This is a genomic window from Arsenophonus endosymbiont of Aleurodicus floccissimus (assembly GCF_900343025.1).
Classification (GTDB): domain Bacteria; phylum Pseudomonadota; class Gammaproteobacteria; order Enterobacterales; family Enterobacteriaceae; genus Arsenophonus.
Map to the genome: position 1 here is coordinate 374,852 of NZ_OUND01000002.1, position 17,253 is coordinate 392,104.

Here is a 17,253-nt window from a genome sequence, read left to right on the forward strand (position 1 = left end):
AATAGTTTTATAAGGTATTTGGTAGTTCTTTCTTATTTTAGTGATAATATTTTTAATGATTAAGTTTAATCTGATTATGTTGAGGTATTGTTGGGTTTCGGATGAGTAAGATAAAACTAAAAAACTGGTAAAATTTGTAAGTATATAGGTAGTTATAAGAATGGAAATGGCTTTAATCGAAAAATAAAGAATAAAAAAATTAATGCTAAAATATGATGGGCCTCTGTATAAATATAATCCGGATGAGTAGTAGTTCATTTTTCATATAAAATTAATAATATTCTATATTAACAATAGAATTTTTATTTTTAATTAAATCTATAATATAAGGATGAATATAATACTTAGTATTTGGTATTTAATCCATAAATCAAAGAAGGTAATGTTATAACAATAAATTTATTTCACAACCTTTTGTTATAAACTTTATTAAATGTAAAAGTCTTGTAATGTACAATAGTAAAATAAAATTTATATTATAATTTGCTAATTTTAATGTATATATTATAGTTATTTATTTTTTATTTAAATGCACTAAGAATTGTTAATTTTACAATATCATAGTTTCTATTTTTTAAAAATGTAAAATATATGTATTTTTATACAGATTATTGTAAGTGATTAAATATGATAAATTTTAAAAATTTCATTATTATTCTTAGAAATGATTACAAATTGATGATAAGTAAATAATACATGAAAAAAAGGTATGTGACATTTTATTATTTATAAGTTATAAGAAGTAATAACAATTAATAGAGAGAAGTTATATGTAGCTATATTATGATAAAATAAAAGTTTACATTATATATTATTACATTGAGAATTCTAAAAATATAAAAATTATTGAGCTGATTATTTATATATTTTAAGGTGTTTTTTTAATAAAATTTTGTTTCTATTTAAATTTTAATAGAGAAGATAATATGTTTTTCTCAAAAAAGTTGAGCAATTTATAATTTTTGCCCAAAAAGGAACATTTCAAGAAGCGGCAGATGAGTTATGTATATCTCCTTCTGCCCTTAGTAATGGAATGAATGAAATAGAAGGGCAATTAGGTGTTCAACTTTTTCAATACTCAGGAAGAGGAGTAAAATTAACTTCTAATGGGGAAAAATTATATCAAGAATTATTCCCCACATTATTAGATGTAAGTGCTACAACAAAAAAATTAATGTTAGGTTTTTATAGTAAAAAGTCTATTATTAATATAGCGACAGATGATGCTTATTTTCCTGATCTAGCTTCAATAATATCAAAAATAGATTCAATTGAATCGGGAATCCTTGTTGATATTAAAAAGTATTCTAATCATTTAATATCAGATATTATATGTTGTACTCAGGCAGATATTTTTATTGGTTAAAGAGAAGAGGAGAATTCACCTGCTAATACTGAAAGCCTATCACTATGTTCTAAGTTATAATTAGGTGCAGCTGAAAATATTATAAATCACTATAAAGATAAAATGGAGTTACTAATTAATAATAATATTATACAAACGGAAATCATGTTGTTACCGAAAGGTTTTGATAGAATAAAAAATATATTAATGGATAAGCATAATAAGAATATAATTTCAGTTCCAAGTATTGATGATATTTTTCATATATTAGGTGATGGAAAAGGTATTTCTTTTATTCCTAAATCCAATAAAAATATATCGTTAGGTAAGCAACATAAAGTTAATTTCGCTATCCATCATGCCCCTTTCAATATCGGAGTTCGAGTATAGATTTAATATGTGATTAATATAATGTAATAAATACCAGAAAATCTAATATTAAACCAAAAATATATAATATAGCAGTTTTTCTGTACCAACTTTTATTTTAAAGTTATCTTTTTGTTTTATTTATTACATGATATTTATTACTTCATTGAGCGATAACTATTAGATTTTAAATATTATCACTTTAATATATAATTTCAATTGTTTTTGTTATTCTAATGATTTATAAATGTATTATATTTAAATATAATAATAAATTAACTTTTTATTTTAATGGCTATTTATTATGGATGTTGTTTCGTGTAAATTATTAATATAATAATTTTAAAATATTGTAAAATGAATTTTCATTAATAATGAAATGTGGTAATTATTTTAAAATAATTTAGTGTTTATATGATTATCCTTAAGTACGTTAATTTAAATAATTATTTTTTCTACACGACTCATATTATTGCTATTTGAAAAAATAAAAAATTTGCTAGTAAAAATATATATTTTAAATTGCTTATAAAAATATTAATTTTTCATCAGATAAGTAAACTACTGTTTAAATGATTTTTATACTTTAAAGGTGTTAATAAATTTATTATTGAGTAATTTTAAAGCTACTATTCTTCATCAACTATAGCGATATCGCATAGCAGTGATAAGCAGAATGGCTTGATTATGGAGCTTGATCACTGCAGTCGAACTTCTGGTTTATTAATTTAACCTAAATTTTCGTTACTGACAAATAATCAGTATAAATTTAAGGTGAGCCGGAGAAGGATGCAAATTGCTTCCACTCTTTATACATAAGTTTAGTATCCTGATGCGCACGCGCAAAATGATCAGCTTCATCAGTGGGTATATCTGGTTTTGGATAAAATAGATTAAGTACTGTAAGACTTTCAATCTCCATCATTACGATATATTGATCCAGACGATTTCCGTGTTCACCTTTTAATAGGCGAAATTTCCAGCCGGGATAATCCTTTATTCGATGATGTGGTTTTCAGCAATAAAAGTTTCAAATGTTTCTGCCTTAATCCCAGGCCGTAGTGCTAGGTTGCGGATCCAAATTATTCTGGCGATAGGCTCTTGGTTAGGTAATTCCTGATAGCATGGGCCATAACAGACGGTACTTTTTTTATTTTCAGCTAGTAGTTAATAATTAGTGTAAATAGTTGGAATTTCAATAAAAGTACCATAACTTTGCCATTCGGCAAGAATATCATGTACTTTTTGTGGTTGTTGCTGCCAGAATTGATTGGCTAATTCTGTTTTATTATCGTTACTAGATTAATAGCGATTACGATGTTCTGTGCTTTCTATTTCAAACAGCATCAGGTATTGTCCAACCCGCTCGCCACGGAGACCACGCAATAGCGTCCAACGCCAGCCAGGATAGCATGGAATATAGACACCTTTTTGGCGAACGAAGGTTTCGAATTGCGCGGGTGTGATACTAGCCTCGGTATCGATTGCAATGTAATAAAGACTAAAAACGGGTAAGGGTGAGTTATATTTTCTTTCCATTAATAATTTCCTTACATTTTTGCCGCAGCCAGCCAGCTATGGCGCTTGCCAGATATTATGTCATTGGCCATCTAGTGTAATGCTGATTACAAATAATAGGGTGGCCATCACGGAGTATCGGTTGCCACTTATTAATAACCGGTTTTATACATCTGTCGCGATAATGACGTTATCATGTCTGTAAGCCATGCCGAAAAATGTGGTATTAAATAAATAGTGTTTATTTTTTTAATTGAACAATGTTAACAAAATTGGGTGTTAATAATGGATTCAACTAATATCTCCGCTTCTTTAGTTAAAAAAACTCTGTTATTATCAATAGAAATAAGTTTTCTAAGCTGTAATTTTGTTAGTGCATTATTAATAGTTTGGTTTGTAAAAACACTTTCCCCATCAAATTTTGCTTTATAAACATTATCATCTATTGGGATCAAGCTAGATAATGCCATTTTAAAAGCATTTATTCTTTTTTGATTGTTTAAAAAACCTCTAATAGAGTGACAAGGTAGTTGGCTTTTATTAATAGATTCTTTGTATTGTTTATAGTTTGTTATATTTATCATTTCAGAGGAGATAGATTTTGAGCTGCTACCTAAGCCAATCGCTATCTTTGGATACTATTTATTAAGATCAATAATAAGGCTTTTCCATTTTTCAGGGTCAGTATTTTTTTTATAAAAATACATGGTCGGGTGTGCGTTATATTCCATGGCGAGATATTTATCTATTAAATCAAGCAGTTGATACTGTTTTCCTAAACTGGGTATCGATCTATCTGCGACAGTAATTATTTTTTTCTGCCGCAAACTATTTATTTCTCCCGATACGCTGGTTCTAGTTTCCATAAACTCTTTCATATGTAATTTAGTGCAAACAACATGCGAAATATCGAGTTTTTTTATTATTTCCATATCGTTTTTTACATCATCAACAGTTTGACCGAATAAACCATAGATTATGGTCAACGCTAATCAATTTAAAACCTAATGCATTAGCATTTGCAATAGTTTTAAAACATTCTTTGCAGTATGTTTTCTGCCATATGCTTTAATTAAATGATCCTGAAATGATTGTGTACCAAAGGATAATTTAGAAAAACCTAGTTCTTTCAGTGACGATAAGTATTCTTTATTAAGACTACCAGGTTCTCCTTCAAATCGCATGGTAGCGGATGAAAAGTTAAAATTATTTTTATAAAAATTTATTAATTTTTTTAATTCGCTATCGGACAGAAGAGAGGGAGTACCACCAAACATATTAAATTCACTGATGTTCACATTAGTAAGATTTGGTACTTGTTTTAGCCAAAGAGTGGCTTCTTTTATATTAAGATCAACGATTTCTTTAAATAAACTGTCAGATTTTGTTGATTTAGGATTCACTATAATGGTGGGAAATTTACAAAAATGGCATCGATAACGACAAGTTAGGATATAAACCCAGAGATGAATATTTTCTGCATTTTTTATTTCCTTATTCATATCATCATAAAATGAGGTTAAGGGATAATTGTCGATATCGCCTGGAAAAATATGACAACTAAAAGGATCTTTAATTACATATTCAAGTAAATATGTATTTTCCTTTTTTACTTAAAATATTGCATATATTTGGTCTAGGATATTTTTCATCAATATCATTAAGAGAAGCAATATAGGTATCTTGCATTAGAATACTCCACCATTAGCAAAATAATTTTGTGCTTCTCCTGATTCTCTATCTTCACAAAAAATAATAAATAAATCTATTAAAATCTTTATTATTAATAGCGTTAAAGCAGGCAGGAAGTGGTGGTGGATAGCCTATGTCTTCATCTACATGATGGCGAAGTGAGTTGAATCTCTTATCTTTGAATTCAAAATAAAGTCTGAATGCGGGTGTTTTATAAGAATGTATCGGTTTGAAATCAATAATACTAGTTTCATTTTTGATTTCATTAATTCTATTATAGAGATCCTTAGCAACATTAGGCGTAAAAAAATTAATAACTTGTTGGTTGTGAATTAAAATATTAGGATTTAATAGTGCCGGTAATATAATGTTTTTCAGAATATAATCTTTTATTGAATAAAACCAGGCTTGCTGTGCATCACTCGGGGTTAAATCTTGATAATGAGTTAATTGATGGTCTAGTGGCCTTACATCTTTCATTATAATAACGCCATTTTCACCATATGCGATACCATTAATAACATCGTATAATAAGGTATCGACTCTTCTACTATTAATTTTTACATATGATTTTGGTGAATATACCGGTTTTTCACCATAAGCAATAATTTTTATACCAAAATCCCAATAGTCAGATGAATGTTAGACAAATTTACCATTTTTTAATTGGTAAAATATTTCAATACCGCCAACAATATCATACATATTTTTTTCAACAGCAAATCCTTTTCATCAGGAAAGCCACCAAATAAGGAAAATGAAAAATCATAGCAGCGTAAGGTTTTCTTTATTTCTTTATATAAGTTAGGTCGCTCGATAAAGTTATTTTTCTCATAAAAATAATTACAAGTACCTAAATCACCATCTTGTGTTATCATTGTGTAGATAAGTTTATCAAGCCAATATTGGTATACAATACAATCAGCGTCAGCTGATAAAATATAATGTTTTTGTTGATTACTAAATTGAACACGCCGTTCTTCAGCTCGTTGGGAGGCATAATTCATCCTTTTTTTTTTGCTGAAGAAACACCTTGAATTCTTTCATTAATAATATGAATATCAAGGTTGTGATATTTATTTTGGCAAGTAATAATTTTGTTAACAGAATTATCGGTTGAATTATTGTCTACAAAAATTAATTCAGTATTACTAAGATCAAATAGCTTATACTTAAATTTTTATTATAAATTCATTCTATGACACTTTATAATCATTCACTTTCATTATAAAAATGGAATACAATAGATATAAATTTTTCTCTACGTATAAATTATCCATATTAAAGATTATAAAATTTAATTTTTAATACTAGATATTAAATATTTTATTTATTATCTGATTAGATAATAAATTTTTTCTTATATTAAAATTATGTCTCACTAACGCGGCTGTCTGATTTCGATCATTAATTAAATTAAAAATTCGATGGATAAAATCGTCGTCCGGTAGTCCATTTTTTTTGTTAAATATTCATTAATGCAGTTTTAAAATCATGTTGTCCATAAACTTCATGATAATATTCGTAACTTTTGGATATATAACGGTGCTTATGACTAATTGCTTCTCCTATTGGGTTACCATAACTGTCATAATCATATGATGTTAAGAATTAAACCATATCGCTGGAGTAATAGAGATCTTGAATAGTTGACTTATTATTTTCATTTTCGATAAAGTCATGCTGCAGCGGGCAGAAAATTTTATAAAATTCTCTATTTCTAGTTTTTTTATGTATTGTCTTAGATAATTTGAATAATTACTGTTTTCTTTTTCATCACCAGAAATAATTAAATATATGTAGCATGATTTATTGTTTTTTATATATAAATCGTTAAGTTTTCTTACTAGATAAATATCTCTTTATAATTTTTTTTTCAGGAATGATTTTAGTCGTTATAGCGATTAAAAAATCATCTTTTGATATATTAAATCTATCTCTTATATTCATTATATTATTATTAAGTAAATACATGTTACGTATAACATCAATATTGATATCTTGATTACTCCAATCTTTTAGCTTTTTGGCTAATTAATCATTTAAAGTAACATATTTTATATATTTTTATTTAATAGGTTTTATTGCATAATACCAAGGCTATTGACCATATTTTTTTGATAATGTTTCGCTGTTCCACATTAAATCATGATCTTTCCATAATATAAAACATGCTAGATTTTTTTGTAAACTATATTTTTCTATACTTTTATAAAGCGATTTAGTATAGATAATATTCTCAGGCAATGTTCTATTTTAAATAACAAGATGAGTGATCTCTAATTTATTCCATGTATTAAATATTAATTCAGATAATGCATTTACAAAAATATTTACCTGTTCCAGAAGACTATTTTTTCTATTAAATTCGCTTTTGTATCTCCATTAATTAAAATATTATTTACTTTATTGATAAATTCAACATTGTAATTTTTTAATAAATATATATCATTAATTCGCACTAATTTAAAATGCTTATAAAAAATTGATTTTTCATAACATGAATAGAGTTTGGCAAAATTTTATTTATCAATCTTTATGTCATAACCTAAATCAACAAAGGATTCAAAACTTCGATTATTTAAATAACATGCTAATTTTGTTGCTTCAACTGTAATTCCTGAAACTGTTATGGTATCAAATGAAATAAACATAACTTTTTTATAAGGCATGTTAATTTTCCACCTTTTATTTTTTTGTTTTGAATAAAAAATATTTATCATATATAATGTTTTTTTATTTTATAATAATTATTAATATATTTTATGATAAGCATCGAATAAAAATATTTGCTACAAAAATAGAAGTAATTTTTTCTACAATTGATATACAAATAAAAATTTTTCAAATAACACTTGCCATTTAAATGTAAATTTATTTTAACTTTTAATACATTAAGATTTTATATTAATTAGACATGTATAAAAGTTTATTAAAAACATTAAATAAGCACAAAAAATGATCAACGTTAAACGTTATTAAAACAACTGAAATCAAGTAATAACATTTATAGATACAATTTGGTAAAATTTCAATCTATATATTTAAATATAGTGATTAAGATGAATTTTATTTTAATTTAAAAATATTTTATTAAAAATATCTATTGAAAATTTAATAAAATAAAACCATTAAGTGTTTTTTTATTCTAAAAATTAGAATAAAAAATTTATTATTGAAGTAAATTTACATAATAAGTTATATTTATTTTAAACAAAAATAATACTAGCCAATACTTATTAAAATCGTGAAATTACCATTATATTTTTAACATAAATAATAAATTTTCAAAAAATTGAATTCAATTGATTTTATGTCTATTTTTGTGATTGATCTCTATGTAATATGATTATTGATGAGATATTTTTTATGTAAAAATACAAAATCATTAAAATTATATTAAAAAAATAACAATAAATCATATTCATATTAACAAGATTATTTCTACGATTGGCGGCAAAAATAATGTAAGTAGTTTTACCCACTGTTTGACTTGATTACGTTTTATTTTACATGAACCAGAAAAGGTAAATATAGAGGATTTAAAAAAACTACCAGAAGTTAAAAGTTGTTTTAATCAAGCAGGGCAACTACAAATTGTTATTGGTACCAATGTAGATAAATATTATAAAGCAATTCTCAATAACAATTTGATATCTCAACAGGGGACGACGATAAAAAAGCGCCCAAAATAGCGATTAAAAAAAGACAAAGTTTTGGACGCGGTTAATTCCTAATCTAGCTGAAATTTTTTCCCTTTGCTGCCTGCGCTGATTTGTGGCGGTTTGTTGTTAGGCTTGAGGAATGTTTTAGGTGAAGCCAATAGTAAACAATAAGCCACTAATGGCTTATTATCCTACACTAAAACCGATTTATGATTTTCTCTGGTTGCCTTGTGAAGCTGTTTTTCATTTTTTACCGGTAGCAATTTGCTGGTCAACAGTAAAAAATAGGCGGAACACCAATACTAGGTATTATTCTGGAAATTACATTAGCCTCGCCACAATTAATGAATGCCTATAATTTAGATAGTCAGTTACCTGCTGTTTGGGATTTTGGTCTATTTATTATCCAAAAAGTAGGCTATCAGGCTCAAGTTATTCCCGCTATTTTTGTTGGCTTATTTTTAGGTTGGTTTGAAATATTTATACTTCGTTATGTTCCTGGTTATTTGAAATTTGTGATTGTACCGATTATTACTTTGAGTATCTCTGTTTTTGTTGCGCACGCAATACTTGGTCCAATAGGGCGAATGATAGGTAACGAAATTTTAGAAGTAGTCAGATTTGTTATGTTCGGTGGTTTTGCCTCAATTGGCTCTGCTATTTTTGGCTTTACCTATCCTCCATTAGTAATCAGTGGCGTTCATCATACTACGTTGGATATAGATCTGTAAATAATGCAAGCGCAGGGTGGAACGCCAATTTGGCCGATAATTGCGCTTTCCAATATTGCACAAGCTTCTGCTGTGGTAGGCATTATTATTAGCCGTAAAGAAAATGAACGAGAAGTGACTATTCCGGCTGCAATTTCCGCTTATCTAGGCGTTACTGAGCCTGCGCTTTATAGTGTTAATCTTTATTATCGTTTTCCCTTGCCTTGCGCCATGGTAGGTTCTGCTTTTGCCGTACTTTCAAACGGTATCGGTGTGAGGGGATTGCCTGGTATTCTTTCTATCCAACCGATTTATTGGTTAGTTTATTCATTTGCGACAATCATTGCCATTGTTGTTCCAATTATATTGACAATAGCAATTTACCGTTACCAACAGCGAAAAGGTACGCTTATTTCTGATTAAGGGATTATTTGACTAATATATTTTTAATAGCGAATTTGAATTATTTGCATGTTGTTTTTAAACCACAAGAATTAGTGGTTTACCAAGCCAAAATGAATAATAAAACCTATCCGATAACCTATCAGAAAATTAATATATTAGAGTTATTAGAATTAATTAAACAAATTAAATTAGATTTTGCCAATATTCAAGGGGGAATATTAAAAGGAGATGCGTTAGCATTTTATTCGCCATTTCGTATCAAAATTGCTAATGATGATGTTGTTGATATGGAGAAATGTTTCTCTGAAATATTCAATTTCGCCTTTATTCGAGTAGAAATTTTAATTGATGATTGTGAAGAAGACATTAAAAAATGCTTTAGCAGAGAAACAATAAACAATAATTTGGAGCATTGATTATTGCGGTTATAATCCAGGCAAAGCGGAATATACCACTGAATCCTTATTGACCGTAGAAAATGGATATTTAGGGTTACGCGGGACATTACCTGAAATGGTAATCAGTCATGATACTTATCCGGCAACTTATCTTGCAGGGCTTTATAATCAAGCTAATTTTGTAATAAATGGCCATCAAGTTCATAATGAAGATTTTGTTGATGCGCCCAATGCACAATATATCTCGTTACGTATTGGCCAAGGTAAATTTGTTAATCTTACGGATTTTAAACTTATTTCTCTTTATCGTCGATTAGATTTAATGATAGGAATTTTATCTAGTGAATTACAAATTGAAGATCAAGAAGGGCGTGACTTAAAAATAGATTGTCGAAAATTTGCTAATACGGCAAGAATGACGCACTATAGTATTGAATATCAATTTTGTCCTTTAAATTTTTCTGATCAAATCACCATTTGTACCAAAACAGATGGTGGAACGTTTAATTATGGTGTTGAACGCTATCGTTCACTCAATTCCTCTCATTATCAAATAAAAGATTTAAGTGTTGATAAACATAAAACTTATTTATTAGCGAAAACCTTTCAAAGTCAAATTGGGATTGGCGTTTCGACAGAAATTAGCGGTGATTTTTTTGCGCCAAATAATGTCGAAAATAGGATAAATGAAAATAGTATTGTTCAACAGAAGGCTTTTTCTGCTCAACAAGATAACTGTTATCGGTTAGAGAAAAATGTAGCGATCGCTATTTCTACTGTTTTTAATCAAGATTGGCAGCAAGTAAATTCATGGCAGTTGCCTGATTTTGCTACCCAGTTAGCAAAGAGTCAGCTTGCCTGGCAAACGCTTTGGCAGGCAAGTGATATTGTCATTGCTGGTGATATGATGACGCAAAAACTATTGCGTTTACATACCTACCATCTATTAGCTTCTTGCTCCCCATTAACGAATGGTAAACATAAATTAGATGTTTCTGTTACTGCCAGAGGTTTGCATGGAGAAGCTTATCGAGGGCATATTTTTGGGGATGAGATATTTATTCTGCCATTTTATATTATGCATTTTCCGACAAAACCGCCCGCCAATTATTAATGTACCGTTATCGGCGGTTGCCGGCTGCAAAACATGCCGCTTAGCAAGCTGGTTTTCAAGGTGCTATGTTTCCCTGGCAATCAAGTCATGATGGTAGTGAGCGGACGCAAACCTTACATATAAATCCGCTGACAGGACAATGGGATCCTGATCATAGTCACTTACAGTGTCATATTTCTTTAAGAATTGCTTATAATGTTTGGCTATATTGGCTAAATACTGGCGATAAGCCATTTATGATCGATTTTGGGTTGGAATTATTAATTGAGATTACCAAGTTTTGGCTGAGTAAAACAGTCTGGGATGCGACTACCAATCGATATCATATTGGTGGCGTTATGGGGCCAGATGAATTTCATGAATATAGTTTAGGTAATAAAGAAGCCGGTTTGCAGGATAATGCTTACACTAATTTAATGGGGGCATGGTTATTTAATCAAATTGATCTGATAGTTTTATCTTTGTCAAAACAGGATTTAAAATATCATTTAAATCCTGTTAATGTCGATAATGATTTCTGGCAGCAACTAAAAACCATTAAAGAAAACTTAGCGTTATCAATTAATGAGCAAAATATTATCGGGCAATTTGATGGTTATTTTGCCCTTGAAGAAATTGATTGGCAAAAATATCGCAATAAATACGGTAATATTTATCGGTTAGATAGGATACTGCGCGCTGAAGGGAAATTAGCCGATAATTATAAGATTGCCAACCAACCAGATTTATTAATGATATTTAATAACTTTAACTAAGATGTTGTTAGTTTATTATTAGAGAATATGAATTATCCTACGTATGATAATTATGTAGAAAAAAATTTTAATTACTATTTTTCTCGCACTTCCCACGGCTCGACACTATCTCATGTTGTTCATGCGTCTTTGGCTGAGAATATTAAATCGGCAGCATTTATTTTGGCAATTATATCAAGACGCTTTATTTTCCGATTATCAGGATATTCAGGGTGGAACGACCTCACAGAAGGTATTCATACTGGCGTAATAGCGCGGCCACCCTCAATATGACAATTATGACATACGGTGGGGTAGATATTTGCCAATCGTTATTGAAAATCAATCCTTCATTACCTACTCATTGGCAGCATCTCCAATTTAAGCTGTGCCATTTAGGCATTAATTACCAATTTTTTATCACTCAAGAACAATTATCAATTGGATGTGATCAGGATAGTGAGATACAAGTGGGTGAGCAGTAGTATCGGATTTCTGCCGGTAAAATTGCTAATATTGTTTATAAAAATGAGTTAGTTGCATGAAGAGGGTCATGATCTTTGATCTTCATGGTGTTATTGTCTATACCGCTTTTTATCATTTTAAAGCTTGGCAATATTTGGCTAAACAAATCGATATTGATTTTGATGTGACCTTTAATGAAACCTTGAAGGGAATAAGCAGAATTGAATCATTGGAGAAAATTTTGCTTTATGGTAATAAAGCCGATGTTTTTAGTGTGGCAGAAAAAATGCGCTGATGGACAGTAAAAATGATTACTATGTAAAATCACTCAGTAAACGGACAGAAAAAAATATCTTGCCTGGGGTATTGCTTTTTATTAAACAAGCCAAAAAAAGAAAATACCTTGTGCGATAGCCTCCGCTTCTAAAAATGCCAAGATGATCCTCGAGCAACTGAATATTAAAGATTATTTTAATGTAATTGTTGATCCTCACTCTTTGTCTAAAGGTAAGCCGGATCCGGAGATTTTTTTAACAGCGGCCAATTTAATCGATATATTACCTAATGAAGCGATTGGTTTTGAAGATTCACAAGCAGGAATTACAGCATTAAATAGCGCAAATATTTTTTCTGTTGGCATATCGTCAAAAGACAATTTAGTGCGTGCAGATTTACGAGTAGACTCTTTTGAAAAATTAATTTTGAGCAACTGCTATGTCTATAACTTAATGTTTATAATTATTTAATATAAATAGTAAACATTTGGTAAAATAACCTATTTTCCATCTTTAGGTCAGGCAATAAACTAGTCACTGAGGTTGGTGTTATATAGTTTTACTTACAAATACTGACAGTGCTTTTTTACTGTCAGCATTTATAACAACCATTACCTTAATGTATTTAAGAATATGTAATGGGCATGTTTTGCAACGGCTGAATACTAAAATCAACAACAGGAAGTGCTGGAGAAAATAGATGTCTGGTAGTTTTATATGAAAATATTTTCCCTTTACTTACAATATGCTCCCTAATTTTTTCAGGGCAAAAAGGTTCACCATTACACCAGTGATAAATACTTACACACTCATAGGGTATAATCAAGCATGACACAAGGAAGACATGCTAAACCTAATCGATATGCAGCACAGTATCGACGATTACCATCCATAATAATCCTTGTCTGTTTCTCTATTAGCACAGCCGTTATCCATCTCTGACAGTGAATAATCTCCTCTAATAACATTTCTACATGTTCACTGTTAACCTCTTCAGATGGACGGATCAATGCAAGTGGTCGCAATACTATGTTATATTTCATGTTTACCTCATCTGATATCAGCAAGTACGTTAAGTAGGGTATCAACCTCCATCTTCGCTGCTATATGCATGGACAGATGCACGTACGACAACGTCAAGCCCACGATTTTTCATATCAATAAATGTTGAATTAAATCGTGAACAGGAAACATTCATACGACGTGGATGAGTAGATAGATACTTTTGTACATTTTCTGGAATAATATTCTTGACAGTAAATGTAACAATCCCAGATAAATATTTTCCGCGGTCATGTCACTGAATGTGAGGTAAGTCCTTCAGACCGGTTCTAAGTTGTTTCCCAAGATGAAGAATTCATTGAGTTATATTTTCCTGGTCTAATGATGTAGTATATGCGGCGGCGGCTACCAGGCCAAGACGATCGGCAATATTAGCTTCCTAGCATTCAAAACGACGGGCACTATCATTAATATGATAATGATTAGCACTTTCCAGCTTCGCGGTATGATGATTAAGCAATATTAGCTCTATTGTTGAACTTAATATGTTATCTATCCATAGAAAACCAGTACCACGTGGAGCACGTAAGTATTTGCGACCAGAAGCGGGTTAGTACATGATAGCCAATTTTTTTGATATCGAATGGTAAATGCCCAATTCCCTGGCAGGCATCCAGAAAAAACCATACGCCTGCTTCGCGCGCTAGTGCGCCAATTTCTTCGACGGGTTGTATTGGCCCGCCATGTATACCAAGCAATGGTAGGCTTATTAGTCGGATATTGGGATTATCCAATGCTTTCTTTAGGTGTTCCAAACAAACAGCACCGGTTTCATCTTCATTCAGTACTTTAACCTTTATACCATCTCGTTTTTGTCTTTGCAGATAAGGTATGTAATTTCCTGCATACTTAGTTGTTGAGGTAAGAAGAATATCACCAAATTTCAATGGTAAAGAATAAAATTCCATATCCTAGGCACGAGTCGCATTCTCCATCAGTGCGATATAAGCAGGTTTTGCATTGATTAGCGTTGCTAGTTCCTGATAGACATTTTCAATTGACTGTCGCTGGGTCACAGCAGCTTCATAGCCACCGATGGTGATTTCTTTAGAGTAATGTAATGTTGCCTTATCACACGTATAACTGGTTCAGGCATTAAACTTGCCCCGGCATTATTAAAATGGATGACGTGCTCCGTTCCTGGAGTATCAGCGCGAAGCTGTGTCAGACAAAGTATCACTATGATGCCCTAACCATATATTCTGCTAAGTATAGAATGGGAAGAAATTCACAATGAAGGCGACGGAATGTATCATCGTGATCAAGTTCACTGAATAGTTCAGAATGGATCCATTTTGCTAATTGCTGGATGGCAATGACATCGTAAGGACTGTTGTAGAACTGATGCCAAATAGCGAAAAATGCATTATTATGCTGAGCTGAACTGTTTTTATAGGCAGGGCGGGTAGTAAACCATGCTAGTTTAGTTTGGGCTTCTTCGATATTCGCACCAGGGCCGAGAGGTATCCATCGTCCACCAGGTACTAATGCCTGAAAATTACCACTGGTCAAAATTACAATATCGGGATTGGCTGATACTATCTGCTCTGGATTGATGGTAAAAAAAGAGCCTGGAGATAGCGATGCAGCTATATTTTCTCCGCCAGTAAGTTTGATAAATCGCCCAAAACTTCCTTTACTAAATGTCATACAGCACTCATCAGAATATCCTCCTAGACGCTCAAGAAATACTTTAGGTCGAGAGGACGTTAACTTATTTACTTAGGAGGTTACACGTTTTAGTTCCATATCACGGAATCGAAGGTAGGCGGTGACAAGCTCTATTTTGCCGAACAGTTTTACCGTCGGGGAAATATTTGCTATTGGTTCATAACGAAAATCAACATAAACGATAGGGATCCCGGCGTTGGACAGCGCCGCACCTCATATCTCAAATCTACGATCGCTTTTCTTGCATCGATATTCATGATGATAACGTCAGGTTTGAGGCTAATGGCCAGCTCTACATCGAAAGTTCCCTGTTCGCTACCACCAAAAAAGTAGGGATTTTTTCCAAAAGATGGAAACGTTTTCGATACTGTTGCCATGTCGCTGGATCTGACTGAATTAAATCCTTTCTCCAAGCAACTACTCGCTTAGCTGGATTTTCCTTATCCAACATTACAACAAGGTAAAGTTGTCGGCCTTCGCCTAGGATCACGCGCTGAACAGGAAGTTTGACTGACACAGTTTTACTGAGGAGATCAGTCACCGGAGTAACTATTTGTTCCGCTGGGGCACTGGAAGAAATTAGCAGCATGGTAAAAAATAAAAACCTTACTATCATAGCTCATACCCTATAGATTTATTTGATTCTTTGGAGGAAAGGCTAACTTTCAACGTGATAAAAAATGTGATGAGATACATCACCGCCACACAAATAAACAAAGCAGGCAATCCTCGCCAAATAAGAGTTACTCCGCCAAGAGCAATACCTGCAATAGCCAATAGCAATACCCGCAATAGAAGCAAACTGGCTTATACTTTGTGTTAGGCCAAGTACATAACTTTGTTCTCCCTTAGCCGCGGTACGAGATATTAATGCGGTTAGTGCGGGTGTTGTAGCATCGAGCAATACTCTCCACAAAAAATAGAGGCCAATAAACAACCCAGTTTGACGCACAGCTGCAAGCAGCAAGGTTATCAGGAAACAACCGATTATTATACTCAACATACGCTTCAGGGTAGTGTGCATATTATGGGGTTCGAACCACCGTGCCTAAAATGTAGTAGAAACGATTACACCGGTAGCCTGTAGACCATATGCCAATCCCACCAACCATTTCGGAGCACTGAAAAGGCTTGTAACATAAAATGAAAACGGGGTTTGCGTTATCATCCTGCTAATTAATAGCAGATTAAGAATAAGCAATAATCCAGCCATTGCTCTATTATTGACGGTATGTAAAGTGTTTTTTTCTTCTGGGAGAGGGGGGGCGGACAATGCGCTTTTAGTCTGGCCATCATCAGGTAATACTAGGAGCACCAAAAGAGAGTACATAGAGCACAAATAATGGATGCACTCGGACTGATCCAGAAAAAGCTCAATAGATCGAGAATAGCTCCACCGGTTAGAGCACCCAAAAGTGCTCCTGTATTAGTAGAAACCTGCAACCATGCGAATAAACGAGTATGTTGTGATGCCGGAACTATGGCAATACCATAAGCTTGTGCTGGAGCAATATAGCCGGCACAATCGCCCTGAATAAAACGCAGAATAAGTACAATCCATACATCATTTGCGAAGACGAGTCCTAACTGTGTTAGAGCAAGACCAGCCAGCGCGCGGATCATCATTGTTTTATTGCCGATCCTGTCACCAACGCGCCCCCAGAACGCGCTTGTCAGTATAATGCCTAGCATAGGAGCAATATAAACACCGGTGCCGGCAAAACTCAGCAGTTCCTGCGATGTCATATTTGCTAAATACAACAGCCAAAAAGGTCCGCTCATCTCCATTGCGCCCATTGAGAGCAATTATACAACAATAAACACGACGCT

Annotated in this window: 14 protein-coding genes and 6 pseudogenes; 9 read left to right on the forward strand and 11 right to left on the reverse strand. The window is 31.8% G+C overall.

Going from position 1 to position 17,253, the window contains the following annotated elements:
- Nucleotides 1-949: 949 nt before the first annotated feature.
- Together ARADI_RS09350 and ARADI_RS09355 are read left to right on the forward strand one after the other, a co-directional pair.
- Nucleotides 950-1,366 (forward strand): annotated as a pseudogene (locus ARADI_RS09350) (helix-turn-helix domain-containing protein); the annotation flags it as partial.
- Nucleotides 1,367-1,510: 144 nt separating this feature from the next.
- The gene (locus tag ARADI_RS09355; RefSeq protein WP_182853177.1) at nucleotides 1,511-1,735 is read left to right on the forward strand and encodes a hypothetical protein; all 225 of its coding nucleotides are present in this window, start codon (nucleotides 1,511-1,513) and stop codon (nucleotides 1,733-1,735) included.
- A 748-nt stretch (nucleotides 1,736-2,483) separates the two neighbouring features.
- On the opposite strand, the pseudogene ARADI_RS09360 reads toward ARADI_RS09355, so the two are convergent.
- The 7 genes and pseudogenes from ARADI_RS09360 to ARADI_RS09375 all read right to left on the reverse strand — a co-directional run bounded on the left by ARADI_RS09360 (nucleotide 2,484) and on the right by ARADI_RS09375 (nucleotide 7,596).
- Nucleotides 2,484-3,253: pseudogene (locus ARADI_RS09360) on the reverse strand (hypothetical protein).
- 242 nt (nucleotides 3,254-3,495) lie between these two features.
- Complete coding sequence (locus ARADI_RS18020; protein WP_238149313.1) at nucleotides 3,496-3,816, reverse strand: hypothetical protein; 321 nt, start codon at nucleotides 3,814-3,816, stop codon at nucleotides 3,496-3,498.
- 54 nt (nucleotides 3,817-3,870) lie between these two features.
- The gene (locus ARADI_RS18025) at nucleotides 3,871-4,164 is read right to left on the reverse strand and encodes a hypothetical protein (RefSeq protein ID WP_238149314.1); all 294 of its coding nucleotides are present in this window, start codon (nucleotides 4,162-4,164) and stop codon (nucleotides 3,871-3,873) included.
- 72 nt (nucleotides 4,165-4,236) lie between these two features.
- Nucleotides 4,237-4,734 (reverse strand): radical SAM protein, encoded by a 498-nt coding sequence (locus ARADI_RS18030; RefSeq protein WP_238149315.1) that lies wholly within the window; start codon nucleotides 4,732-4,734, stop codon nucleotides 4,237-4,239.
- A gap of 241 nt (nucleotides 4,735-4,975) precedes the next feature.
- Nucleotides 4,976-5,404 carry a hypothetical protein gene (locus ARADI_RS18035; protein WP_238149316.1) on the reverse strand — a complete coding sequence of 143 codons (429 nt, stop codon included), beginning with the start codon at nucleotides 5,402-5,404 and terminating at the stop codon, nucleotides 4,976-4,978.
- A gap of 182 nt (nucleotides 5,405-5,586) precedes the next feature.
- The gene (locus ARADI_RS18040; RefSeq protein ID WP_238149317.1) at nucleotides 5,587-5,931 is read right to left on the reverse strand and encodes a hypothetical protein; all 345 of its coding nucleotides are present in this window, start codon (nucleotides 5,929-5,931) and stop codon (nucleotides 5,587-5,589) included.
- Nucleotides 5,932-7,446: 1,515 nt separating this feature from the next.
- Nucleotides 7,447-7,596 carry a hypothetical protein gene (locus ARADI_RS09375; protein ID WP_182853178.1) on the reverse strand — a complete coding sequence of 50 codons (150 nt, stop codon included), beginning with the start codon at nucleotides 7,594-7,596 and terminating at the stop codon, nucleotides 7,447-7,449.
- Nucleotides 7,597-8,331: 735 nt separating this feature from the next.
- On the opposite strand from ARADI_RS09375, the pseudogene treB reads away from it, so the two are divergent.
- The 7 genes and pseudogenes from treB to ARADI_RS18055 all read left to right on the forward strand — a co-directional run bounded on the left by treB (nucleotide 8,332) and on the right by ARADI_RS18055 (nucleotide 13,161).
- Nucleotides 8,332-9,722 (forward strand): annotated as a pseudogene (gene treB / locus ARADI_RS09380) (PTS trehalose transporter subunit IIBC).
- A gap of 35 nt (nucleotides 9,723-9,757) precedes the next feature.
- Nucleotides 9,758-10,120, forward strand: a complete 363-nt coding sequence (locus tag ARADI_RS09385) for a hypothetical protein (protein ID WP_119711879.1) — start codon at nucleotides 9,758-9,760, stop codon at nucleotides 10,118-10,120.
- A complete protein-coding gene (locus tag ARADI_RS19770) occupies nucleotides 10,116-11,216 on the forward strand; it encodes a glycoside hydrolase family 65 protein (RefSeq protein WP_255420689.1) in 1,101 nt (366 codons plus the stop codon). The genes ARADI_RS09385 and ARADI_RS19770 overlap by 5 nt, the downstream gene beginning before the upstream one ends.
- Before the next feature lie 59 nt (nucleotides 11,217-11,275).
- A pseudogene (locus tag ARADI_RS19775) lies at nucleotides 11,276-12,244 on the forward strand (glycoside hydrolase family 65 protein); the annotation flags it as partial.
- A complete protein-coding gene (locus ARADI_RS09405; RefSeq protein WP_119711883.1) occupies nucleotides 12,241-12,435 on the forward strand; it encodes a glycosyl hydrolase family 65 domain-containing protein in 195 nt (64 codons plus the stop codon). The pseudogene ARADI_RS19775 and the gene ARADI_RS09405, both read left to right, overlap by 4 nt.
- Nucleotides 12,436-12,503: 68 nt before the next feature.
- Nucleotides 12,504-12,710 (forward strand): beta-phosphoglucomutase, encoded by a 207-nt coding sequence (locus ARADI_RS18050; RefSeq protein ID WP_238149318.1) that lies wholly within the window; start codon nucleotides 12,504-12,506, stop codon nucleotides 12,708-12,710.
- A gap of 142 nt (nucleotides 12,711-12,852) precedes the next feature.
- On the forward strand, nucleotides 12,853-13,161 hold the full coding sequence (locus tag ARADI_RS18055; protein ID WP_238149319.1) for an HAD-IA family hydrolase: 309 nt from the start codon (nucleotides 12,853-12,855) through the stop codon (nucleotides 13,159-13,161).
- Between the two features lie 338 nt (nucleotides 13,162-13,499).
- On the opposite strand, the gene ARADI_RS18060 is transcribed toward ARADI_RS18055, so the two are convergent.
- The 4 genes and pseudogenes from ARADI_RS18060 to ARADI_RS21700 form a co-directional block, all read right to left on the reverse strand.
- Entirely contained in the window at nucleotides 13,500-13,733 is a 234-nt protein-coding gene (locus tag ARADI_RS18060; RefSeq protein WP_238149320.1) for a ParB N-terminal domain-containing protein, read from the reverse strand.
- A gap of 507 nt (nucleotides 13,734-14,240) precedes the next feature.
- Nucleotides 14,241-14,660, reverse strand: a complete 420-nt coding sequence (locus tag ARADI_RS09420; protein WP_202864196.1) for an aminotransferase class V-fold PLP-dependent enzyme — start codon at nucleotides 14,658-14,660, stop codon at nucleotides 14,241-14,243.
- A gap of 271 nt (nucleotides 14,661-14,931) precedes the next feature.
- A pseudogene (locus tag ARADI_RS09425) lies at nucleotides 14,932-16,039 on the reverse strand (ABC transporter substrate-binding protein).
- A pseudogene (locus ARADI_RS21700) lies at nucleotides 16,036-17,220 on the reverse strand (MFS transporter). The pseudogenes ARADI_RS09425 and ARADI_RS21700 overlap by 4 nt, the downstream one beginning before the upstream one ends.
- Between the last annotated feature and the right edge of the window lie 33 nt (nucleotides 17,221-17,253).